Source organism: Kitasatospora sp. NPDC093558, assembly GCF_040683475.1.
Classification (GTDB): Bacteria; Actinomycetota; Actinomycetes; order Streptomycetales; family Streptomycetaceae; genus Kitasatospora.
Map to the genome: position 1 here is coordinate 1 of NZ_JBFBDY010000059.1, position 20,807 is coordinate 20,807.

Genomic DNA, 20,807 nt, shown 5'->3' on the forward strand with positions numbered 1-20,807 from the left:
GCTCGGTCTCCTCCTCGGAGCGCCGCTCGCCGGGCACGACGAGCACCGGCCGGTGCCCGGCCGCGAGGTACCCGGCGCCGAGGTGCCGCAGCGCCGTCCGCAGCCCGCCCGAGACCGGCGTGACGAAGTTCGCGAGCCGCACGATCCGCAGCGACCCGTCCGAGGTCGGGCTCATGCTCCCACCTCGCTGCGCTCGGCGGTCGCTTCGCGAACTGCGCACCTGTCGACCATTCGCTCGCTGCGCTCGCTCATGCCGGCAACTCCTCGGTGACGGCAGCCGGTTCCGCCTCGGCGTGTGTGTCGACCTCGAAGTCCTCGACCACCGCCGGCACCGCGACCCCGTGGTGCTCCGCGAGCACCTCCGCGTAGTGCCGTAGCAGCAGGTCCCCGACCGCCTCCCACGTGCGGGCGGTCACGTCGGCCCGCCCGGCCCGCCCGTACGCGGCCCGCAGCTCGGGGTCGGCGGCCAGCGCCGCCACCGCGCGGGCGACCGCCGCGCCGTCCCGCGGCGGCACGAGCAGGCCCGTGCGGTGGTGGGCGACGAGGTCCAGCGGGCCGCCGGCGGCCGGTCCGACCACCGCCACGCCGCTCGCCATCGCCTCCTGGATGGTCTGGCAGAAGGTCTCCAGCGGGCCGGTGTGGACGAACATGTCGAGGGTGGCGAAACAGCGCGCCAGTTCCTCGCCGGTCCGCCGGCCGAGGAACACCGCTCCGGGCATCGAGGCCTTCAGCCCGGGCGCGGACGGCCCGTCCCCGATGACCACCACCCGCACCCCGGGCAGCGCCGAGGCGGCGGCCAGCAGGTCGACGCGCTTCTCGGGCGCGAGCCGGCCCACGTACCCGACCAGCACCTCCCCGCCCGGGGCCAGCGCCCGGTGCAGGGCCTCGTCGCGGTGGCGGGGGTGGAAGCGCACCGAGTCCACCCCGCGGGGCCACAGGTGCACCCGGGGCACCCCGTGCGCGGTGAGGTCCTGGGCGGCGGGCGTGGACGGCGCCAGCGTCCGGGCGGCGGCCCGGTGGACGCCCCGGATCCGGTGCCAGGCGGCTGCCTCGCCGAGCCCGCGCCCCGCCCGGTAGGCGTGCGCGTACCCGGCGAGGTCGGTCTGGTAGACGGCGACGGCGGGCACCCCGCGCCGCGCCGCGACCTGCATCCCGCGCGCCCCGAGGACGAACGGGCTGGCCAGGTGCACGATGTCCGGCCGGTGCGCCGCGATCGCGGCGGTCAGCCGCCGGCTCGGCAGCGCGACCCGCACCTGCGGGTAGCCGGGCAGTGGTACGGACGGGATCCGCACCACCGGCAGTTCCGCCGCGTCCGTACCGGTGCCGAACGTGTGCGGCGGGCACTGGGCACCGCGCGCGGGAGCGGGAGTGACGACGAGGGGCTGGTGGCCCCGGCGGACCAGATGCTCGGCCGTCCGCAGCACGCTGTGGGCGACTCCGTTGACCTCTGGCGGAAACGACTCGGTGACGATGACGACGCGCATGTCAGTGTTGTGACCGGGCCCGGCATGTATTCGGCCAAAGGGATCTGTCGTACAAACGAACGCGGGTCGGCGATTTGCACCGCCGACCCGCACACGACGGTCCGCTATCCGGCCGCCGCCTCCTTGAGCTCCGCGTACGGCGCCAGCTTGCGGATCGACTCGATGCTCCGGATGCAGTCGTCCCGGCTCTCCTGCGGATCGCCCGTCACGACGATCGACCCGTTGCTCGCCTTGAGCCGGAAGCGGTGCATCCCGGTGTCGTCCGTGAACAGCTCGAATTTGCCGGCCATGAACCCATTCACCTCTCGCTCGGTAACCCCCTCGCACCGCACCGTAGGCACACCCCTCTTCCCCCCGCCCGCCCGACGACCCGTCCGAGTGGCGCCCGGACGCCGGGTCAGCGCACGTCGGCGTGCCATTCCACCGAGGACTCCAGGTGATCGAGGTTCACCCACTCCTGGGCGATCCGCCGGCCGCCGACCAGGAGTTCGACGGCTCGACGGCGGTGGCGTTCGGGCAGCCAGGAGGCCAGTTCCGCGGCCCTGGCGGGCGATACCGGATTCTCCTTGCCCGGGAGCGGCGTGCCGTGCTCGAACAGCGCGTCGTACAGCGCGGCGGCGGGCACGACGGGCGGCAGGCCCATCGCCCGGGCCTGTTCGGCGGCCCGGGCCGGAATGGCGAGTCCACTCGCGTCCAGGTCGCCGAAGTACCTGATCGCCCCGACCCCGTGGTCGGGGCGGATGCTCCGGACCGACGAGGCGAACGACTTCCCGATCCCCCAGGCCAGATAGCCGAGCCGGTGGTCCACGGTGGCCAGCGCCCTGGTCAGCGACCAGCAGGTGGTGTAGTTCTCGACCACGAAGAGGACGTCGCCGCGCATCAGCGAGGTGTAGCCGCGCTCGTGGGGCTTGGCCCGGTACCACTCGTTGAGAAGCGGCGGCTCCGCACGGAGGATGTCCAGGAACTCGCGCAGGTACACGTGGTCCCGGAACAGCCAGCCGAACGAGAGGTCCCGAAGGGCCTTCTCCGGCTCGGGGAAGTGCGCGAGGTGGGCGTCCTTGCCGAAGATCTGCAGTGACCTCTCGCACATGGGCAGTGGCGCCGGCGCAGGCGCGGCCATCAGCCACTCGTTCACCGCGACGTAGGCGGCGAGTTGCCTCGGCTTGCGCCCGCTGCGGTCCCACTCCGTGGCGACCCGGCTCATCCTCGAATGCAGCGGAGGCATGGCCGGTCGGTCGGCGGCCGGTTCCGGTGGCCGGCGCACCCTGACGCTCCTGGGCAGTTCGACCCGTTCCAGGTCGGTCCTGGCCACGAACTCGATGTCACCGGTGGTCCTGAGCCGGTCCAGCGCACCGAGCAGCACCCGCGGCGGGAGGGCGTCGTCGCCGGGCCGGCCGAAGTGTTCGTGGTGGAGCTCCCGGACGGCGGCGATGGCCAGCTTGTGCGTTGCGCAGCCGCTCCGCTTGCCCGCCGACGCCCGTTCCCGGAGGGCGGCCAGGAACCGCTTCTCGGCGGCGCTCAGCCGGACCGTCCCGGCTTTCGGTTCGGTCGTCGATACGCGCTTCGGGTCAGGCTTCGTCACGGTCGTCCTCCGACGGTCGCCGGTAGTACCGGATCTCGGTGATCTCCCCGTGCTCGCCGTCCGCCGGCGGGGAGCTGTCCAGCAGCGGCCGGATGGTCTCCTCGACCGTCAGGTACTTGCGGTGCGCCGCCAGGTCGGCGGCGTTGCGCAGCCGTACCACCAGCGGGAAGTTCTCCAGCACGTCGAGGTCGAAGATGCCGGTGGTGTAGACGAGTTGGACGCCCAGCGCGGCGGCGACCGCTTGCTGCACCTGCAGCAGGTACGAGGCCGAGGCCCGGCCGATCGGGTTGTCGAGGAACAGCACGCCGGAGTGGCGGTGCCTGGTCCGGCCCTGCTCGCTCGACCGGAGGGCGGCCATCGTGCAGTAGAGGACGATGGCCACGGTGAGCACCTGCCCGCCGGAGAAGACGTCCTTGATCTCCGACACCGGCACCCGCTGGTCCCGCAGGACGGAATCGGGTTTGAGGATCCGGACCTTGAAGCCCGAGGTGCCCACCGCGGCCGAGACGCCGCGCAGCACCAGGGACAGGCCGTCACGCTTGGTGCTCCGCCCGCCGGTCGTCTCGCCGGACACCTCGTCGATGACGGTGCCGAGCCGGTCGGTGAGGACGTCGTCCGCGGCGGCGGTGAAGGCGATCTGCAGGAACGGCTTGCCGGACCACCGGTCCAGGCCGTCCGGCAGCCTGGACAGGCTCTCGGCACGCCGGACGACCCGGAGCGCCTCCTCCACTTGCTGGCGCAGCTGGCTGACGATCGCCTTGCGGTGGCGGTCGATCGTCTCCAGGTCGGTTTCCAGGGAGCGGAGCCGCTGGCTCAGCAGGTGCGTCCAGTGCGCGGCGTGGGCGGGCAGCTCGGCGGGGTCGGTCGCCCCGATGATCTCCCGGTTCGGGAGCTTGAGACCGACGAAGCGCCCGTCGACGGCGTGCTGCACCAGCCGGCCGGTGAGCGTGCGCTCCGTCCGCCTGGCCTCGGCGAGGGCGCGGTCGGCGTCGTCGAGGCGTGACCTGGCGTCGTCGTGGCGCTGCCGGGCCGTCGGCACATCGCCCTCGAAGGCCGGTTCGTCGGGCGTCGGATCGCCGCCCGGGCCGGGACCGAGAACCGTCGACAGGTCCTTGAAGAGCCGGGCCTCGCGGGCGGCCTCCTTGGCGCGGGCCGCCGCGCGTTCGCTGCGGTGGCCCAGGTCGAGCACGGCCTGCTCGGACTCGGTACGGGCCTGCTCCGCGTCGGCGACCAGGGCCAGGCCCTCGTCGAGGGTCTCCGGGCCGGTGAACGGGGTGAGATCGACCGGTTCGTCCGGCACCTTGAACGCCTGGACCTCGGCCCGAAGGGCCGTGGCCGTGGTGGCCGACTCGGCGAGCCGCGCCTCGGCCGCGCCGACGGCACGCTCGGCCGCCTCGCGGGCGAGGGCACGCGACACCTTGTCCGCCGCCTCGGGGCCGGCCAGCAGTTCCTCGGCCTTCCGCCGGACCGCCGGAGCCAGGTCGCCGAGTTCCTGCTCCGCGGCGTCGAGCCGGTCGCGGGCCAGCGCCGCCTTCGCCCGGAGGTCGTCGCCGACCGAGACCCGCTCGAACTCCTGCGCCGCAGCGGCGAACGCCCGGCGCAGCACCTCGACCGGCTGGGCCGAGGGGGACGGCCCGCCGCCGGGGAGACGGTCCACCTCCGGGAGCGCGTCGAGCTCCTCCATCAGGCGCAGCGCGGTCCCGCGCAGGGCGTCGGCGGCACGCCGCTGTTCGGCGGCCAGCGCACGGCAGCGTTCGCCGCGTTCCGCCGCCTGACCGGCGGAGACCCGCTCGGCACCGGCGGCCTCCAGAGCCGCTTTCTCCGCGCTCTCCCACCCGGGGATCCGGGCCTCGCGCTCCGCCAGCCGGTCCAGGTCCTCGGCGGCGCGGACGGCGCTCATGTGGTCGCGGCGTGCGGGCGGGAGCGCGTCGTTGACCGCGCGGCGTTCCCCGGCGATCCGCTCCAGCTCCGCCTGCCGTTCGAGCAGCACGGCGCCTGCGGCGGCCGACGCGGCCTCCCGCTGCTGCGACTCCCGGCCCAGCGCCTCCAGGTGTCCCGGCGGGAAGTCGCTGCGCCAGTCGCCGAGGCGGGTGTGCAGGGCGGCGTGGCGTTCGCCCCGGTCACGGAGTTCGGTTTGCTGCCGCAGCTGGTCCCGGTGTCGTTCGGTCAGCCTGATGCGTTCTTCGTCGGCGGCCTGCTCGTCGTACAGCGCGGGGTGGACCGGGACCACGTACGGGCCGTCCTCGGCCGGCTCCTCGTCGGTCCCGGTGAGCAGGCGGTCCGCCGTACCGACGGACAGGTGTTCGGTGGGCCAGAGCCCGCTCCGGTCGAGGATGTCCCTGGCCTCGCCGAACCGGTCGTTCACGATCACGCCGGAGGCCAGTTCGGGAGCCCGCCGCAGGAGTTGGCGCCGGCGCTCGACGTCGTTCAGCGAGGCCAGGTAGTCCCAGCCGGCCCAGGCCGTGATCCCCTCCTCCTTGAGCATCCGCGTCGCCCGGACCGCGGCCACCGACGGCGGCAGCAACTCGGTGGTCTCCAGCGCCGTCCGGGCCCGCTCGTCGCCCGCGATCGCCACCTGGAGCAGGGCCTGGGCGGCCTCCACCTCGCGCCGGGCCAGGGCCAGCCGGTCGTGCAGGTCGGTCGCGTCCCGGTCGAGGACCACGTCGCCGCCGGCCAGCGCGACCAGGTCGGGATCGGCGGCGAGCGACTCGGTCCGGGCCGTGGCCTCGCGGAGCTCGCGCTCGGCGGCGCGAGCGGCCTCGTCGGCGGCGGCCACGGCGGCCCGGGCCAGGGTGCACCGCTGCTCCGCGCCCTCGCGAGCCTCGTCGAGGTCGGCCAGCGACGCCTCCAGCGAGGCGACGTGGTTCTCCGCCTGCACGACGCGGGCGCGTGCGCTCACGACGGCTTCGGCCGCGCTCGTGCCCTCCGGCAGCCGTCCTTCCCTTACGGCGGTGGCCAGTTCGTGCCGGACGGTCTCGACGGCGGTGCGCCGGACGGCCGCCTCGGCGGTCAGCTCCGCCGCGCGGGAGACGGCGGCGTTGTGGTCGGCCTGTGCCTGGCCGGCGAGTTCGTCCTGCTGCCGGCCGGCCGACTCGGCGGCCCCGGCCTGCCGTTCGGTCTCCTCGTGCAGCGCGCCGAGGGCGTACCGCAGCGTCGCAGCGGCCGAGTCCCGGGCGGCCAGGGCGGGTTGGGCGGCCTTGTTGGTCGCCGCCACGATCTCCCGGAGCCGCAGGTCCGCGGTGACCGCGTCCCGGTGGCGCAGCGCCGTCGGGACGGCCTGCCAGCCGTTCTCGACCAGCCGGGCCCGCTGGAGGCCGGTGCGGTGCTGCCGCTCCGTGGCCTCGGCCGCGGCGAGCCGCATGCCGGCCACCAGGCGCTGCGCCTCGGTGGTCACCGCGGCGAGGTGGGTCCGGCGGTCGGTCTCCCGCTTCAGCAGCTCGGTGAGGTCCCGGCTCTCGGTGCGGCACGCCTCGGCGTGGGCGTTCTCCCGGTGGGCGCGGACCCGGATCAGCCGGAGGTGCTGGTCCAGCCGGGCGCGGGCGGTGTTCCTGCGCCCGGTCTCGGCGAGGCTGCTCCGCCGGGCCTCGGCCAGCGGCGCGAGATGTGTCAGGGCGCCGCGCACGAACTCCCGTTCCAGTTCGAGGCTGCTCCGTTCGGCCAGCTTGTCGGCGAACGCCCCGACCACACCGGCGAGTTCCTCGGCCGGTTCGGGCGGCAGCACCGCGTTCAGCAGGGAGTTGACGAACGCGTCGTCCCCGGCGAAGGAGAACGCGTCGGCCGCCTCCCCCTCCTCGGCGTTCATCGCCCGCTGGTACCGGAAGAGTTCGGGATCGAGGCCGAGGTCGGACAGCCGTTCGGTCCACTTCCGGTGGACGTCGACGCAGGAGTACTCGAGGGCCGGGTCCTCCTCGGCCGCCGCCACCAGTTGCCTGCAGTAGTCGGCCAGCGGGCGGTACCGGCCGTTCTCGACGACCGGAAGGGTCCGCAGCCCCAGGGTCTCCGTCGGCCGGAAGTGGTACCAGCGTTCCTCCAGCTGCCGCAGGTCCCTGGCCGGGCGGCCGTTTTTCCAGGCCGACACCTTGCCGGTGACGAGGTGCCGGCCGCTCTTGGCGTGCACCCATTCGAGGACGATGTGGGACACGTCGCCCTCCAGCACGAAGCTGCTCAGCGCGTGCGTGCTGGTGGTGCCGACCGCTTGGCGGTGACCGGGCAGCAGGACGGAGAAGACGAGCTTGATGAACACGGACTTGCCGCCGCCGTTCACCAGGTGCAGCACGCTCGCCGGGGACGGCCGGCGGACCGGCCCGTCGTCACCGAACAGCGTGCCGGGCGTCGTGACCACCGGCGCGCCGGCGGAGCTGAGGTCGATCAGCACGTCCTCGTACCGGGCCGCGGCCGGTCCCACGGACCGCAGCAGGACACGCGAGAGTTCATACATCGGCGGTCTCCAGGGTGAGGTCTGCACCGCGCTCGTCGGGGACGACGCGCAGCGTTCCGTTGGTGTCGGTCATCGGGACGGCCCCGAGCTTGAGCAACTCCCGGAAGGCGTTGCCGGCCGCGAGTTCCCGCACCTGCAGCTGGTAGCGGGGCGTGGTCCGGTAGTTGCCGTCGGACGACTCCCCGACCGGGACGAGGAAGCCGTACTCCGTCAGGACGTTGAGCGCCCGCCGGACCATCCCCTGGGTGGAGTTCATGGGCGAGCGGCGGTCCTTCGTGCGGTAGGTCTCCGGCCGCCGGGTGTACGCCCGCCACACCTCTTCGAGCTCCGGGGTCTCGGTGGGCGTCGCCGTCCCGCCGTCGGCCTCGGCGGCCCTGCCCTGGAGCTTGCGGCAGATGTCGCGGACCGTCGAGTCGATGACGTCGACGCCCACCCGGCCGATGAAGCCGTCCTGTGCGAGGTCGTCCGGCCGCGGGAAGGCCAGGGCGGCGATCGCCAGGTGGATCAGGCCGTGCAGCACCTTCTCGTGGTCGCCGTGGCCGCCGCGGTACTTGGCCAGCTTCGCGTAGTCCTCGAGCCTGGTCTCGAACACCGAGCCGTCGAGGGCCGCCAGCACGAGCGCCTGGGTGCTGCTGTCGTTGCCCAGCACGGACAGGCCGAGTCCGCGCCCGATCCGGTCGGTCAGCGCCCGGAACGAGGTGTCCTGCCGGTAGCGCCGGGCGAGGCGCAGGTAGTCGGTGTCGCGGGCGGGCGTCTGCCGGGTCCGCAGCCCGAAGGCGATCAGGCGGGCCGCGTCCTCGGCGTCGGCGGCGGGGTCGTGGGTGGTCACGGGCGCTCCTCGGGGGTGGGCCGGGCCTCGGGCTCCGGCGGGTGGGCCCGCGCGGCGGCGCGGTTCACGGACACCCGGGCCAGCAGCAGTTCGTCGCCGCCGAACTCGGGGTCGGTCAGGGCGCCGCCGGTCGGGAAGGCGAGCAGGATGTCCGGGACGCCGGCGCGTACGGCGCTGCCGACCGACGCGCCGAAGGCGTGACCGGCCCGGTGCAGGACCAGCCTGGCCACCGCGGGGCCGGCCTGCCGGCGGGCCCGGGCCAGCAGGGTGCTCAGCAGCTCGGTCCGGTCGCCGAGGTCCAGGAGCCGGTCCCCGAGCGCGCGCTCCTCGGCGGTGAATCCCGGAGCATCGGTCGTGGCGCCGAGCTGCGGGGTCGGGACCTCGGTGCCGACCGGCGGCTCCGGAGGGCCCGAGCGGCACAGCCGGGTGACGATCGAGGACAGCGAGACGGCCGCCGGCGGGTCGGGCGCCACGGCGGCGCGGAAGTAGTCGGCGAGCACCGGCAGGGCGAGGTGCACCGGGAGTTCCAACGTGGGGACGAGCAGCTGCCCGTACAGGTCCAGCGCGGCGCGCTGCGGCGGCCCCGAGAACTCCTGGCGGTCCTGCTCCCTGCGGAACACCGCGCCGGCGCTCTGCACGTACTTCTGGAGCCGCATGTGGCGCCCGATGCACTCGCGGACGATCACGACCAGTTCGGCCGCGCGCTGCTTGTACCGCGAGCTGTCGGCCTCGTCCCGACGCCGGGTGATGTGCGTCAGGATCTGGTTCTCCATCGTGTAGCGGCTCTCGATGTGGGACAGCGCGGCGTCGAGGAGCGCGGGGACCTCGTTCTCCCAGTCGACGGTGCGGACGTTGCGCCGGGTCGCGTCGAGCTGCCGGCGCAGCAGTTCGCCGTACTGCACGGTGCGGTGCCGCGCCTGCTCCGCCGCCACCTTCGCGTCGTCCAGCCGGCCGCGTTCGATCAGGTTCCTGAGTTTGTGCTCGGCGGCCACCTGGGAGGACTCCACGTCGGTGTCGAGCGCGCCGACGAGGACGTTGATCGCCTCGTCGGTGGTCCTCAGGTGGAGCCTTCCGGCCGGTTCCGTCTCCTCGACGAGCTTGAACCTGAAGGGGAACCGCCGGTAGGCCCCGTCGTCGTCGATCCGCCCGCAGGTCTGCTCGAAGCCCCGGTCCACCGTCCCGACGTTGATCAGCTTGTTGAGCACCCACTCGGCGATCCGCCGGTGCTGCTCCTCCGTGTGCTGCGGTTGCTGCAGCGCCGCGTACCTGGTCAGCTGGCCGATCACCCGGTCGGGGTCGGCGCCGTGGTCGAAGTCCATGGCGACGGTGATCTGGTCGATCGCGTGCAGGGCCAGTTGGGACATCTGGTAGCCGCGGGCGTCGATGCCCTCCAGCGAGGCCTTGTGGGCGTCGAGGCTCTGCAAGGGTGCCGTGCAGGCCAGGGCCTTCGCCCGGCGGACCAGTCCTTCGTCGGGCAGGTCCGCGGTGGACGCCGGCTCGTCGTCCTCGGGGTTCGTGGTCGGCATCCCGGTCAGGCCGCCAGCTGGCGGGCCCGGTGGTCCCAGGCCTCGACCATGGTCATCGCGTCGGCCAGTCGGGCCACCGCGGTGGCGATGTCCCCTGCCGGGCCGCGGAGTTCGCGATGCATGGCGATCATCACGTCGACGATGGTCCGGAACAGGGCCAGCGTCTCGGTGCCGTGGCGGGCCGCCGCCGAGATGCCGACGAGCTGGCCCAGGAAACCCCGGTCGTCGGGGCCCCAGAGGGCCGGCGGGACCTTCCCGAACAGGTCGAGTGCGGCGTGCACGGTCGCGTCGAGGCCGGCCATGCGCTCGGTGAACCGGTGCGCGGACTCCTTGAGTTCGGCGGCAGGGGCGCCCAGCGCGGTGGCCAGCCGCTGGGTGACTGCGAGCTGGGCACTCATCGGGCTGCCGTCCCGGGCGGCGCGCTGCATCCCGGGGCCGAACCGTTCGGCCGCTTCGGCGATGGTGGTGACCAGGGTGGTCATCGCCGTCATGTCCTGGGACATCGCGAGCAGGCCCGGTTCCAGTTCGGCGAACCGCTCGATCAGGCCGGGGGACCCGTCCGCCGGCTGCGGCGGCGAGGGGGCGTGGGAGGGCGCGTGGGAGGTGGCGGGGGTCATGCGAAGTCCTCCAGCAGGCTTCGGGTGAACGGTTCGTCGTGGTGCCGGGCGGCGTACTCGGTACCGGTGAGGAGGTCGGCGGCCCGGACGGGGCGCCGTTCGATGCCGAGCGCGCCGAGCAGTCCGCTGGTCGGGATCCGGTACTGCCGGCCGATCCGCAGGACCGGGCAGGGGAAGGCGTCGTGGGCGACGAGCCGGTAGGCCGTGGTCCGGCAGATGGCGAACGCCCGGGCGGCCGTCCGCAGGTCCACCGCGAGCGGCAGCGCGAAGACCTCGGGGAACGTCAGCGCGCCGCGGTCGCCGCTCACCGGTGGGCCTCCACCGGCCGCAGCGCCAGGGAGCCGAGGCGAGGCCCGGGCTTGGGCCGCCGGGCCCGGTGGACCACCTCCCGAAGGCCGAACCGCTCGGCGAGCGCCCCCAGCCGCACGCCTTCGACGCTCTCCCGGGACACCCGGAAGCGCAGGGCCGCAGCCAGGCCGTCCGGACGGTTCGGCGGGGTGATGGACAGCTCCCAGGCCAGCTCCTCCGCCGGGTCGGGGCCCGCCCCGCGGACGTCGGCCGCCGCGTCGATCGCGGCGACGGCCCGTTCACGGCGCGCGGGCCCGACCAGCGCCCAGCAATGCCGTATGGCGCCCCGCACCAGGAGACTCTCGGGGGCCGGGTGCTCCGGATCCGCCTCTGCGAGCCGCTGCATCAGGCCGAGCACGGCTGCGGACTCCAACTCGGCGCGCTCCAGGCCGAATTCCCACCCAAGACGGCGAACCGTCGACCGCAGGCACGGCACGGCCAGCCAGAGCGTGACGAGCTGCCAGCCGGCCACCCGACCGCCGTCAGGACCGGCGGCCCCGCGGGCCTCCTGGTGGGCGAGCCGGATGGCCTGCTGCCAGATCGCCCGGCGGAGGACGCGATCCCGCGGGCGGCCGTAGAGACCCTGCCACGCCTCGGCGGGCGAGAGCCGGACCGGCCCCTCCGCTGCCTCCGCCGCGGGCAGGAGCAGCCGGCCGGGACGGAGCTGCGGCGAACCCGTCACCTGGCGGTGGAGCACCGCGAACGCACCGGTCGGTTCGGGGACGAGGGGGATCACTGCCACGGGTCGGTACCTCCTGGGGTGTCGGACGGAGTGGTGCCGGGACCGATGGGGCCGACCAGCCGCCGCCACTGCGCGCGCAGGCCGAGGACGAACTCCTGCAGGCCGAGGGCGAATCCGTGCGCCGCGTGGGACGCGGTCCGGCCGCAGGAGTGCGACTGGGTGCACGGGCAGACGAGCTGGTAGTGGTGATGGATGTTGACGTTGTTGCCGACGCCGTAGACGGCGGCTCCCTGCTCCACGGACTGCTCCACGGACTGCTCGACGGACTGCCGGAGCTGCTGATGCACGGCAGCCGGTGCAGGGTCCTGGGGAGAGACGGATCGAGCGGGGCCCGGGAGCGGAGCGGCCGGAGGGGCCGTCACCGGTAGTGCTCCTGACGGTCCGTCGTCGTGGTGAACGAGAGGGTCACGTCTCGGGCGATGGCGTTCGCGAGGGCGAGCCCCTGCTTCACCTCCTGAACTGTGCTCGTCCGAACCGTGCCCCGCACGCCGGTCGTGGACGGCCGGCCGGGAGGGTCGTCGTCCGGGACCGGGACGAGTGCCGCAGGACCGAGCGGGTTGCAAGGCGGCGGAGGGGGAGCGGCGAGCAGGCCACCGGACGGGGCCGGCACGTGGATCCAGGCGGGTACGCGGAACTTCTTGCCCGCGACCGTCGCGACGGTCCTGAGGAACCGGTCGGGGTGCAGTGCGCAGTACCTCGCGACCACGACGTCCTGGTACACGCGGTCCGAGACGATCACCCCGAGGTGGGTGGCGTCCGGGCTCGCCATCGCCATGACCTGCTTGAGCGCGTCGGCGTCCACCAGCCGGTGGGCTTCGTTGCGGGCCACCCCGTAGCCGTCGTCCGGCCCGCCGTCGGCCGGGAGCGGCCCGCAGGTCACGGCGGCGCGCAGCCGCAGCGGCCGGCCGGCGGCCGTGGTGTTGTGGTGGGCGGTCACCGCCTGCAACTCGGGGAAGAACCGGTCCAGCAGGGCGGTCAGGTGCTCCGGGGAGAACCCGAAGACGAGCCCGTCGCCGCTGTCGCGGGGAAAGAGCTTGTGATCCCGTACGGATGCGAGGCCGGCCCGGGCGAGGGCTTCGTCGACCAGCTCGCCGGTCGCCGCGCCGGCCTCGGCCTGGGTCGCGCCCGGCCGGCGGGTGAATTCCTCCTGGTCGAGGACCACGACACCGTGGTGGTCGGGCAGCGGGCCGCCCGGCCACGTGCGGCCGCCGCGGGCGGGGTTGGTCATCGGGCCTCCTGAGGGTGTGCTGTCCGGACCGGCTGCCGGGGCTACCGGGGCTACCGGGCCGGCCGGTGTGCCGGCTTCCCTCACGAGTGTCGGGTGACGCGTGGTGACGGCGTGCTTACGTTGGCAGCACGGGAGACGCGAGCGGAGTGGTACGCGCGCGTGGTGAAGAGGCGCACCCGCACGGAAAAGGTTCGGGAGAATAGCACCGGGGGCGTGGGGGTAGCCCGAACATCCGCCAACACCGGTTGAATCAACGGGACATGGGCGGCGGTGTCCTATCTTGCTGGGCATGTACGACACTGCGAATGGACGGTGGGTTCCCAGCGGGGGGCCGACCTTTCGGGACCTGATGGGTGACGAGCGGTGGCACGAGATGACCGACGGATGGCGGCCCAAGGTGCTCGAACCGGGCGAGCCGCTGATCCGCCAAGGTGACCGCACGCGGGAGGTCTGCGCCGTGGAGCGCGGCGTGCTCAGGATCGCGCGGTGGGAGGAAGGATTCGACGAACCGTCGGTGATCGCCTTCCGGGGCCCCGGCGACCTGATCGGGGAGACGCCCATGTTCGTCCCGGGCATGCCGAGGACGGCCCAGGTCGTCGCGCACACCGGGGCGGTCGTCCTGATCGGGCAGGCCGATCGGCTCAACCGCTTCCTGGAGAAGTCGAAGGGAGCTGAACGCCTACTTGCCGAGTACCTGTTCGGCCGGAACCAAGAGACGCTGATGATCCAGGGGCTCGGCGACCCGGAGGTCCGCCTGGCCGGCCTGGTGAGACCATTCGTCCGGAACGAGCGGCTGAAGGGCGGGGGCCGGGCCGGCCAGGTGGTGCTCAGGGTCAGCCGGGATCATCTGGCCCAGGGGCTCCGGCTGGGGTACCGCCGGGCCCGCCCGGTGCTGGACCACCTCTCGATCGGGCGCTTCCACAGCAAGGGGCTGCTGACGATCGACCTTGCGCGGTGGGCGAGTTGCGTGTCCCGGCTGGGTGCCTGAGCCGGGACACCCGCCGGACCGGGCCGGGCGTCACCCCGAGGCGACGAACGCGGCGCACGCCTCGAAGCCGTGGTGCCAGGCCTGGTCCATCAGATAGGCGCCGTTCAGCCCGCCGTCCGCGAGCTCGACGAAGCGGCCGCCCCTGGTGGCACGGGCGAGCCGGTGCAGCAGCCTGCGGCGGTCGGCCGCGTAGTGGCTGGTCGCGGAGAGCAGCAGCGCGGCCGTGAGGCGGGAGGGGCGCAGCCCGAGGCCGAGGGCCCGGTTCGCGAGCAGGAGGACGGCGGCCTGGGCGGCCGTGTAGGACGCGACGTGAGCGGCGCAGGCCCGGCGGCCCGCCGCCGCGCACTGCCCGGGGGTGTCGTCGTGCTGGGTCTTGGTGGCGGCCTGGTGGTCGGTCTGGATCCAGTGGTCGGCCACGTCGGCCGAGGCCCTGAGGAGGGCGTAGACGGCGGCGAACCGGGTGGCGCGGGGGACGGTGTTCGAGGTCACGGGTTTCTCCGGGTGTTCTGGTGCCGTTCGGCACTACGTGGAATGAGTCGTCGAGGGAGGTTGGTTGGTGACGGTTGATCGAGCGGTGGACGGCGGGACGGCGGACACGGGCGCGGGCGCAGGAACGGATCCGGTGGCCGGGGTCGGCTTGGGAGCGGTGCTGGATCCCGTGCAGTTGAACCGGATCGAGGCGCTCCACCGCGGGTTCAGGTACCAGCACCTCTACGCGGTGGCCTGTGTGCTGACCATGCCGGACACCGGGGCCCGGGTCCTCGTCACCGAGCGGGACGAGGACATCGAACTGGTGCTGCCGGGGCGGCGTGTGTACGTCCAGGTCAAGACCCGGACCGGGCCTCTGGGGTGGACGGACGTCAGGGGCGCCGTCGAGGGCTTCGCGGCGATCCGCGCCGAGCACGCCGCCCGCCGGCGGGAGGGTGAGCCGATCCTCCTCGTCGTCGCGAACACCGCGCCGGGGCCGGGGCTCGCCACCCGGATCGCCGGCCCGGACTGGCCCGCGGACATCCGCGTCCAGTGGCCGGGTGCCGCCGCACTCCCGGGGCTGCCGCCCGCCTGGCCCGGCCTGGACGAGGCCGTCGGCTGGTGCGAGGAAGCGGCCGCCCGGGTGCCGTTCGGCTCCCTCGCGCCACGCACCCTGGTGGCCAAACTGGCCGCGCACCTCCAGCACGTCGCCACCGGGGCGGGCGGGCATCGGGTGAGCGCGGACGAACTCCCGTCCCTGCTGGAGCAGTTCGTCCAGCAGTTGCAGGACTTTCCGGCGGCGCCCGAGCCCTGGTACCCGCAGCGGGACGAGCCGCCCGCGGAACGGGAGGACCGCCTGCGGCTGATCGTCGGCCTCGCGGGCGCGGGCAAGAGCAGCTGGGCCGGCCGGGCCGCCGCGCACTGCGCCGGCACGGTGGTCTACTTCGACGTCGGCGACCTGGCCTCCGCCTCGGTGCCGTCCTCGCTGGCGCGCGAACTCTCGGCACGGCTCCTGGCGACCGCCGGGCACCCCGCCGAGGCGGCCGTGCTGCCGAGCGGCAGCGCGCTCGAACTGCTGGCCGCCGTCGACCGCGGGCTGGTCCGGGACGAACGGGTCACCGTGATGCTCGACAACGCCCACCGGCTGGACCACCCGGACCTCCGTGCGCTGCTGGAGGCCGCGTCCCGCGTCCGGTTCGTCCTGCTGGCACGGCCGTGGGAGGGCCAGCGTCCGCTGGAGGCCTACCTGGGGATCTCCGGTGAGGCCCTGCACGGCTGGGACGAGGACACCGTCGCCGCCGTCTTCACCCGCGCCGGCTGCGCGCTGGACCACCCGACGGCCCAGGCCGTGCTCGAACTCACCGGCGGCCTGCCGATGTTCGTCGCCAACGCCGCACAGCTGACCCGTGACGCCTTCGGCGCCGACGCCCGGGCGTTCTGCGCGGCGCTGCGGGACCGCCTGCACCTCACCCCCACCGTCCAGGAGATCCTGATCGGGGACGTCTTCGGCCGGCTCGGCGACACGGCGCGCGTGGTCGCGGCCGGTCTCGCGGTGGCGGAGGTGCCGCTCACCGCCGCCGAGGCCAGCGCGCTGACGGGTGCGCTGACGGGTGCGCTGACCACGGTGACGGCTGCGGCTCGTGCCGGGGCGTTGCGGGAACTCGTCCTGCGGGGCGTCGCCCAGACGTTCGCCGACGGGCGGGTGAAACTCCACGACGCGGCGCGCCTGGCTGCCGGTGGGGAGGCGGAGCAACTACGGCCCGACCGCCTGGACGCGGCTCGCCGCGTGCTCTCGGAGTTGCTGCAGGACGACCTGAACCGCATCCGCGACGTCCGCCGGTTCGGGCGCTGGCTGCGACTGCAGGCGGACCTCGGGAGGGTGGACGTGCTGGTGGAGATCGCCGGTGACGAGTTCTTCCGGGAGATCGGCTTCCCGGCCGAGCTCAGGGCGGTGCTCGAAGCCGTCGCGGCGGACCCGGGGCAGTCCACCGGTCACCGGTTCCGGGCCGCCAACGCCCTCGCCACCTGGTGCCACGACCTCGGGGACCGCGACGGCCTCCTGGCCGGGGTCGAGCGACTGCGGTCGCTGGCCGCGGGCGGAGACCTGGACGCGTACGAGCGGGGCACCCTGGCGCTGCGGCTGCTGAACACGGCCGGCCTGCGTGGCGATGCGAAGGCCCTGCGAGGGGCGTATCAGGAGGCGCTCTCGCTGGCGGACACCGCACAGGCCGTGCGCATCGTCCGGTACACCTACGCGACCGGGCTCCTGGAGCTCGGCCGCCACGAGGAGGCGGCCGCGGAGGCGTTCGGGGTCGGCACGGCGTACTTCGACCATCTCGGGCTGGAGCCCGACGACGTCCTCGGCGCATCCGCGGCGGAGATCCGGGCCCTGGTCGCGCCGGTCGACTCCTGGCTGGACGACTGCAAGCATGTCGCCGACTGCCTCTTCCTGTACGTGTGTTGCTGCCGTCACCTGAACCGGCCGTACGGCTTGGCCGCGTTGCACGCGATGAAGTTCTACGAGGTCTCGGGGGCGTGGCGCTCGCTCGTCACCGTCGGCCAGGACGCGGTGGACGATCTCGTGGAGGCCGGCGCGCTGGAGGACGCGCTGGAGCTGATCGACCGGCACCTGTTGCCGCTGACCGGTCACTTCGCCCTGTTCGGGGAGGTGATCGGGCTGCGTTCGCAACGGGCCGTGCTCACCGCCTGGTTGGGCGACCCGCAGGCCGCCCTGGCCCAGCTGGACGCGCTCGAACAGTACGACCTCACCGGCGGGCAGGCGCGGGACATCCGCTCGCAAAGGCAACTGGTGGAAGCCATCGGCGGCCCCGAGGGCCCGATGACCGGGGATCCGCGGCGCCCGGCATGACCGGGTGGGCCGTCCGGGTGAGGCGCGGCGGACCGCCTTCACCCGGCCGAGGGAGATCGGTCACCCGGTTGTCTCAGCGGGGTTGCGGCGTGGGCGGGTTCGTGCGGGTTCGTGTGCAAATCTGTGCTGGTGCCCGCGGGGCGGCCGGGTGTTTTCGTGGCCGGCTCCGGGGTGCTTCTTCATGCCAGAGACCAGAGACCACCCAAAGGACATCTGATGTCGCTTCGTGGAAACATCCGCAAGTTCGCCGTGATCGCGGCCGTGACGGGTGCCGCTGCCTTCGCGGCGCCGGCGCCGGCGATGGCGCACTGGCACGCGTCGGACATGTCGTCCAGCCAGAGCCTGGAGCAGGGCTCGGCCGGCGTCGGCCTGTTCGGCCCGCACGCCAGCTGGTTCAACTTCCACGAGAGCAGCGAGGACTCCTGCATCGGCGACTGTGGCTGATCCGGCCAATCCAGTAGTGGGCCCGGGGAGTGTTCGGCGCTCCCCGGGCTCACGCGTGTCCGCTGGGCTCCAGCTGCGGGACGTCGGCCGGCTGTGAGAGCCGGCTCGGCCACCAGACGTGCCGGTCGAGGTCGACGGTGAGCGCGGTGACCAGCACCGACCGCACCACCAGGGTGTCGATGAGCACGCCGAGCGCGACGGCGAACCCGATCTCGGCGAGGGCCACGACGGGCAGGGTGCCGAGCACGGCGAAGGTGCTGGCGAGGATCAGGCCCGCCGAGGTGATGACGCCGCCGGTGGCCGCGAGCCCGGCGACCGCGCCCTGGCGGGTGCCGCGGTGGGCGGACTCCTCGCGGACGCGGGTCATCAGGAAGATGTTGTAGTCGATGCCCAGGGCGACCAGGAAGACGAAGACGAACAGCGGGAACGCGTTGTCCTCGCCCTGGAACCCGAAGACGTGCTCGAAGAAGAACACGCTGATGCCGAGCGCCGCCGCGTACGAGAGCACGACGGTCGCGATCAGCACGAGCGGCGCGGTGACGGCCCGCAGCAGCAGCGCGAGGATGACCAGGACGACGCCGAGGACGAGCGGGATGATCGCCCGGTTGTCGTTGCCGGCGGCCCGCCCGGCGTCGAGGATCACCGCCGTGTTGCCGCCGACCTTGGCGTCCGCGCCCGGGACGGCGTGGACGGTGGCGCGGACCCGGTCGACGGTGTCCTTCGCGGTCTGGCTGTCCGGCGGGTCGGTGAGCGTGGCCTGGAAGAGGGCCTGCCCGCCGTGCGTCACGGGCACCGACGTCCCGGCGACGCCCGGCGTGGACTGGGCGGCGGTCCGTACGGTGCCCGCGTCCACGGCCGTCGAGATGACGGTGAGCGGGGAGCCCGTGCCACCGGGGAAGTGCTGCTCCAGCACCCGCTGGCCGACGACGGAGTCCGGGGTTCCGGTGAAGGAGGCGGCCGTGCCGAGCCCGTTGGCGTTGAGCGAGACCAGCCCCGCGCAGCAGGCCGCGAGGGCGAGCGCCGTGCCGACCCACACCTTGCGCGGACGGCGGGCGATCCACGCGCCGATGTGCGCCCAGCGGCCCGTCTTGGTGGGTTCGGCCGTGCCGTAGCCGGGCTTGACCGGCCAGAACACCCACCGTCCCATGATCACCAGCAGCGCCGGCAGCAGCGTGAGCATGGCCGCCAGTGCGACCACGACCCCGATGGCGCAGACCGGTCCGAGGCCGCGGGTGGAGTTCATCTCGGCGATCAGCAGGCACAGCATCGACGCGACGACCGTCGCCGAGGACGCCAGGATCGCGGGCCCGGCCCGGTGCAGGGCGAACGCCATCGCCTCGTGGCGGTCCTCGTGGCGGCGCAGCTCCTCGCGGTAACGGGCGGTGAGCAGCAGGGCGTAGTCGGTGCCCGCGCCGAGGACGAGGACGATGAGGATGCCTGCGCTCTGCGCGTTGACGGTGAGCCCGGCGTGCTTGGCGAGCAGGTAGATGACGGCCTGGGAGACGGTGAGCGCGCCGGCGGCGGAGACGAGGGGGAGCGTCCAGAGCACCGGGCTGCGGTAGGTGAGCAGCAGCAGGATGATCACGACGCTGACGGTGGCGGCGAGCAGCGAGCTGTCGATGCCGGCGAACGCCTTGGCCTGGTCGGCGCCGACCCCGGCCGGGCCGGTGACGTGGGTGGTCATGCCGTGGCTGCCGGCGGCGGCGGTGGCGCGCAGGCTGTCGACGGCCGGGCGCAGGCCGTTCCAGCCGTTGGTGCCGACGTCGATCGGGACGATGGTCTGCATGGCCTGCCCGTCGCCGGAGACCACCGGCCCGACGACCGTCCCGAGGACGTGCGGGGCGCTCGCGAACGTGACGGCGTCCCGGACGCCCTGGGCGCGGTCGGCGGGGGTGAGGCCGCCGGGGCGCTGGTAGACGACGACGGCCTGGGCGGTCTCGATCGGCTGGAAGGCGCGCTGCTCGTTCAGCACCTTCGTCGACTCGGCGTTGCCGGGCAGCCAGCTGGACGCCTGGTTGTCCTCGGCGCCCATCAGCTTCCCGGCGAGTGGGCCGGTGACGACCAGCAGGATCAGCCAGATCGCCAGCACCACCCACTTGCCGCGGCGGCCGCAGGGCAGCGCGGCGAGGTTGCGGGTCGCGGTCATCGGGGGACCCCCAGGAGCCGGAGGCAGTGACCCGTCCAGCCTGCCACCGCCGCTACGGACCGGCAGCCCGAGCGGCGGTGTGCGGTCGGCTACACGCTGACGGCGGCCCGCTCGCGCAGCTCCTTCAGGGCCGTGATGTCCATCGCGTGCCCCGTGCCGTCCCCGCCGTGCTTGCGGTCGGGCGTCTCGACGACCAGCGGCACGCCGGCCGTCGCCGGGTGCTCGAACAGCTCCCGGAACGGCTCCGCGCCGATCATCCCGGCGCCGATGTTGGCGTGCCGGTCCTTGCGCGCGCCGACGACGTCCTCCGAGTCGTTGGCGTGGATCAGCCGTAGCCGGCCGGGCCCCGCGGCGGCGACCAGCGTGTCCAGGGCCGCGGTGACGCCGCCGGGGACGGCGAGGTCGTGCCCGGCGGCGAAGGCGTGGCAGGTGTCGAGGCAGACGCCGACCTTCGGGTGGCCCTCCAGCGCCTCGACGTACTCGGCGAGGTCCTCCATGCGCGAGCAGAGCGAGCTGCCCTGACCGGCCGTCGGCTCCAGCAGCAGCCAGGGCGCGTCGTCGCCGAGCGCGTCGAGCTCGTCCAGCAGCGGCCGGACGTCCGCCCGCACCTGCGCCATCGCCTCGGCCCGGCGGGAGCGGCCGCCGGGCGCGGTGCCGACGGCGGAGCCGGTGTGCAGGACGACGCCGAGGGCGCCGATGGCGTGCCCGCGCAGCAGCGAGTGGCGCAGGGAGACGGCGGAGCGCTCGCGCGTCGCGGGGTTGTCGGAGCCGAAGTTGATCAGGTAGGGCGCGTGCACCCAGGCCGGGACGCCCTGCTCGGCGCAGGCGGCGCGGAACTCCTCGTCCTGCGCCGGGTTGCCCGGGGGCGTGGCCCAGCCGCGCGGGTTCGCCACGAACACCTGCACCGTCTCGGCGCCGACCCGCCGCGCGTACGGGAGGCCGGTCCCGGCCAGCCCGCGGGCGGCGACCGGCACGTGGGCGCCGATCGGGTTGCGGACGGTGGCGGCGGGCGGTACGAGAGCGGTGCTGTTCACGGCCCCGAGCATGCCACGCGGCCGGGCGTGTCCCGAAAACGGGCCCGGATGGCGGGCACCGGTC

At 74.0% G+C, this 20,807-nt stretch carries 17 protein-coding genes and 1 pseudogene; 3 read left to right on the forward strand and 15 right to left on the reverse strand.

The window, feature by feature from the left end; translation table 11 throughout:
• The 12 genes and pseudogenes from AB0O00_RS09335 to AB0O00_RS09390 all read right to left on the reverse strand — a co-directional run.
• Positions 1-175: pseudogene (locus AB0O00_RS09335) on the reverse strand (glycosyltransferase family 1 protein); the annotation flags it as partial.
• Between the two features lie 73 nt (positions 176-248).
• A complete protein-coding gene (locus AB0O00_RS09340) occupies positions 249-1,484 on the reverse strand; it encodes a glycosyltransferase family 1 protein (protein ID WP_363649773.1) in 1,236 nt (411 codons plus the stop codon).
• Positions 1,485-1,588: 104 nt separating this feature from the next.
• On the reverse strand, positions 1,589-1,774 hold the full coding sequence (locus AB0O00_RS09345) for a DUF1508 domain-containing protein (RefSeq protein WP_363649775.1): 186 nt from the start codon (positions 1,772-1,774) through the stop codon (positions 1,589-1,591).
• A 107-nt stretch (positions 1,775-1,881) separates the two neighbouring features.
• Positions 1,882-3,066 (reverse strand): Wadjet anti-phage system protein JetD domain-containing protein, encoded by a 1,185-nt coding sequence (locus AB0O00_RS09350; RefSeq protein ID WP_363649776.1) that lies wholly within the window; start codon positions 3,064-3,066, stop codon positions 1,882-1,884.
• Complete coding sequence (locus AB0O00_RS09355; protein ID WP_363649778.1) at positions 3,053-7,504, reverse strand: hypothetical protein; 4,452 nt, start codon at positions 7,502-7,504, stop codon at positions 3,053-3,055. The genes AB0O00_RS09350 and AB0O00_RS09355 overlap by 14 nt, the downstream gene beginning before the upstream one ends.
• Complete coding sequence (locus AB0O00_RS09360) at positions 7,497-8,333, reverse strand: hypothetical protein (protein ID WP_363649780.1); 837 nt, start codon at positions 8,331-8,333, stop codon at positions 7,497-7,499. The genes AB0O00_RS09355 and AB0O00_RS09360 overlap by 8 nt, the downstream gene beginning before the upstream one ends.
• Positions 8,330-9,859, reverse strand: coding sequence for a hypothetical protein (locus AB0O00_RS09365; RefSeq protein WP_363649782.1), 1,530 nt, complete (start codon positions 9,857-9,859; stop codon positions 8,330-8,332). The genes AB0O00_RS09360 and AB0O00_RS09365 overlap by 4 nt, the downstream gene beginning before the upstream one ends.
• Positions 9,860-9,864: 5 nt before the next feature.
• Positions 9,865-10,476, reverse strand: a complete 612-nt coding sequence (locus AB0O00_RS09370) for a hypothetical protein (protein ID WP_363649784.1) — start codon at positions 10,474-10,476, stop codon at positions 9,865-9,867.
• Complete coding sequence (locus AB0O00_RS09375) at positions 10,473-10,784, reverse strand: DNA-binding protein (RefSeq protein WP_363649786.1); 312 nt, start codon at positions 10,782-10,784, stop codon at positions 10,473-10,475. The genes AB0O00_RS09370 and AB0O00_RS09375 overlap by 4 nt, the downstream gene beginning before the upstream one ends.
• Positions 10,781-11,566, reverse strand: coding sequence for a hypothetical protein (locus tag AB0O00_RS09380; RefSeq protein ID WP_363649788.1), 786 nt, complete (start codon positions 11,564-11,566; stop codon positions 10,781-10,783). The genes AB0O00_RS09375 and AB0O00_RS09380 overlap by 4 nt, the downstream gene beginning before the upstream one ends.
• Positions 11,557-11,853 carry a hypothetical protein gene (locus AB0O00_RS09385; protein ID WP_363649789.1) on the reverse strand — a complete coding sequence of 99 codons (297 nt, stop codon included), beginning with the start codon at positions 11,851-11,853 and terminating at the stop codon, positions 11,557-11,559. The genes AB0O00_RS09380 and AB0O00_RS09385 overlap by 10 nt, the downstream gene beginning before the upstream one ends.
• 71 nt (positions 11,854-11,924) lie before the next feature.
• Positions 11,925-12,794, reverse strand: coding sequence for a hypothetical protein (locus AB0O00_RS09390; RefSeq protein WP_363649791.1), 870 nt, complete (start codon positions 12,792-12,794; stop codon positions 11,925-11,927).
• 349 nt (positions 12,795-13,143) lie between these two features.
• Between AB0O00_RS09390 and AB0O00_RS09395 the strand changes: the two genes are divergently transcribed.
• Positions 13,144-13,782, forward strand: a complete 639-nt coding sequence (locus tag AB0O00_RS09395) for a Crp/Fnr family transcriptional regulator (protein WP_363649793.1) — start codon at positions 13,144-13,146, stop codon at positions 13,780-13,782.
• 30 nt (positions 13,783-13,812) lie between these two features.
• On the opposite strand, the gene AB0O00_RS09400 is transcribed toward AB0O00_RS09395, so the two are convergent.
• Positions 13,813-14,271 (reverse strand): hypothetical protein, encoded by a 459-nt coding sequence (locus AB0O00_RS09400; protein WP_363649795.1) that lies wholly within the window; start codon positions 14,269-14,271, stop codon positions 13,813-13,815.
• A gap of 67 nt (positions 14,272-14,338) precedes the next feature.
• On the opposite strand from AB0O00_RS09400, the gene AB0O00_RS09405 reads away from it, so the two are divergent.
• A complete protein-coding gene (locus AB0O00_RS09405) occupies positions 14,339-17,119 on the forward strand; it encodes a hypothetical protein (RefSeq protein WP_363649797.1) in 2,781 nt (926 codons plus the stop codon).
• Positions 17,120-17,335: 216 nt separating this feature from the next.
• On the forward strand, positions 17,336-17,563 hold the full coding sequence (locus tag AB0O00_RS09410; RefSeq protein WP_363649799.1) for a hypothetical protein: 228 nt from the start codon (positions 17,336-17,338) through the stop codon (positions 17,561-17,563).
• A gap of 49 nt (positions 17,564-17,612) precedes the next feature.
• Here the strand turns inward: AB0O00_RS09410 and AB0O00_RS09415 are convergent, their stop codons facing one another.
• Together AB0O00_RS09415 and AB0O00_RS09420 are read right to left on the reverse strand one after the other, a co-directional pair.
• Positions 17,613-19,709 (reverse strand): MMPL family transporter, encoded by a 2,097-nt coding sequence (locus AB0O00_RS09415; protein WP_363649800.1) that lies wholly within the window; start codon positions 19,707-19,709, stop codon positions 17,613-17,615.
• Positions 19,710-19,798: 89 nt separating this feature from the next.
• Positions 19,799-20,755 (reverse strand): deoxyribonuclease IV, encoded by a 957-nt coding sequence (locus tag AB0O00_RS09420; RefSeq protein WP_363649802.1) that lies wholly within the window; start codon positions 20,753-20,755, stop codon positions 19,799-19,801.
• Positions 20,756-20,807 lie beyond the last annotated feature (52 nt).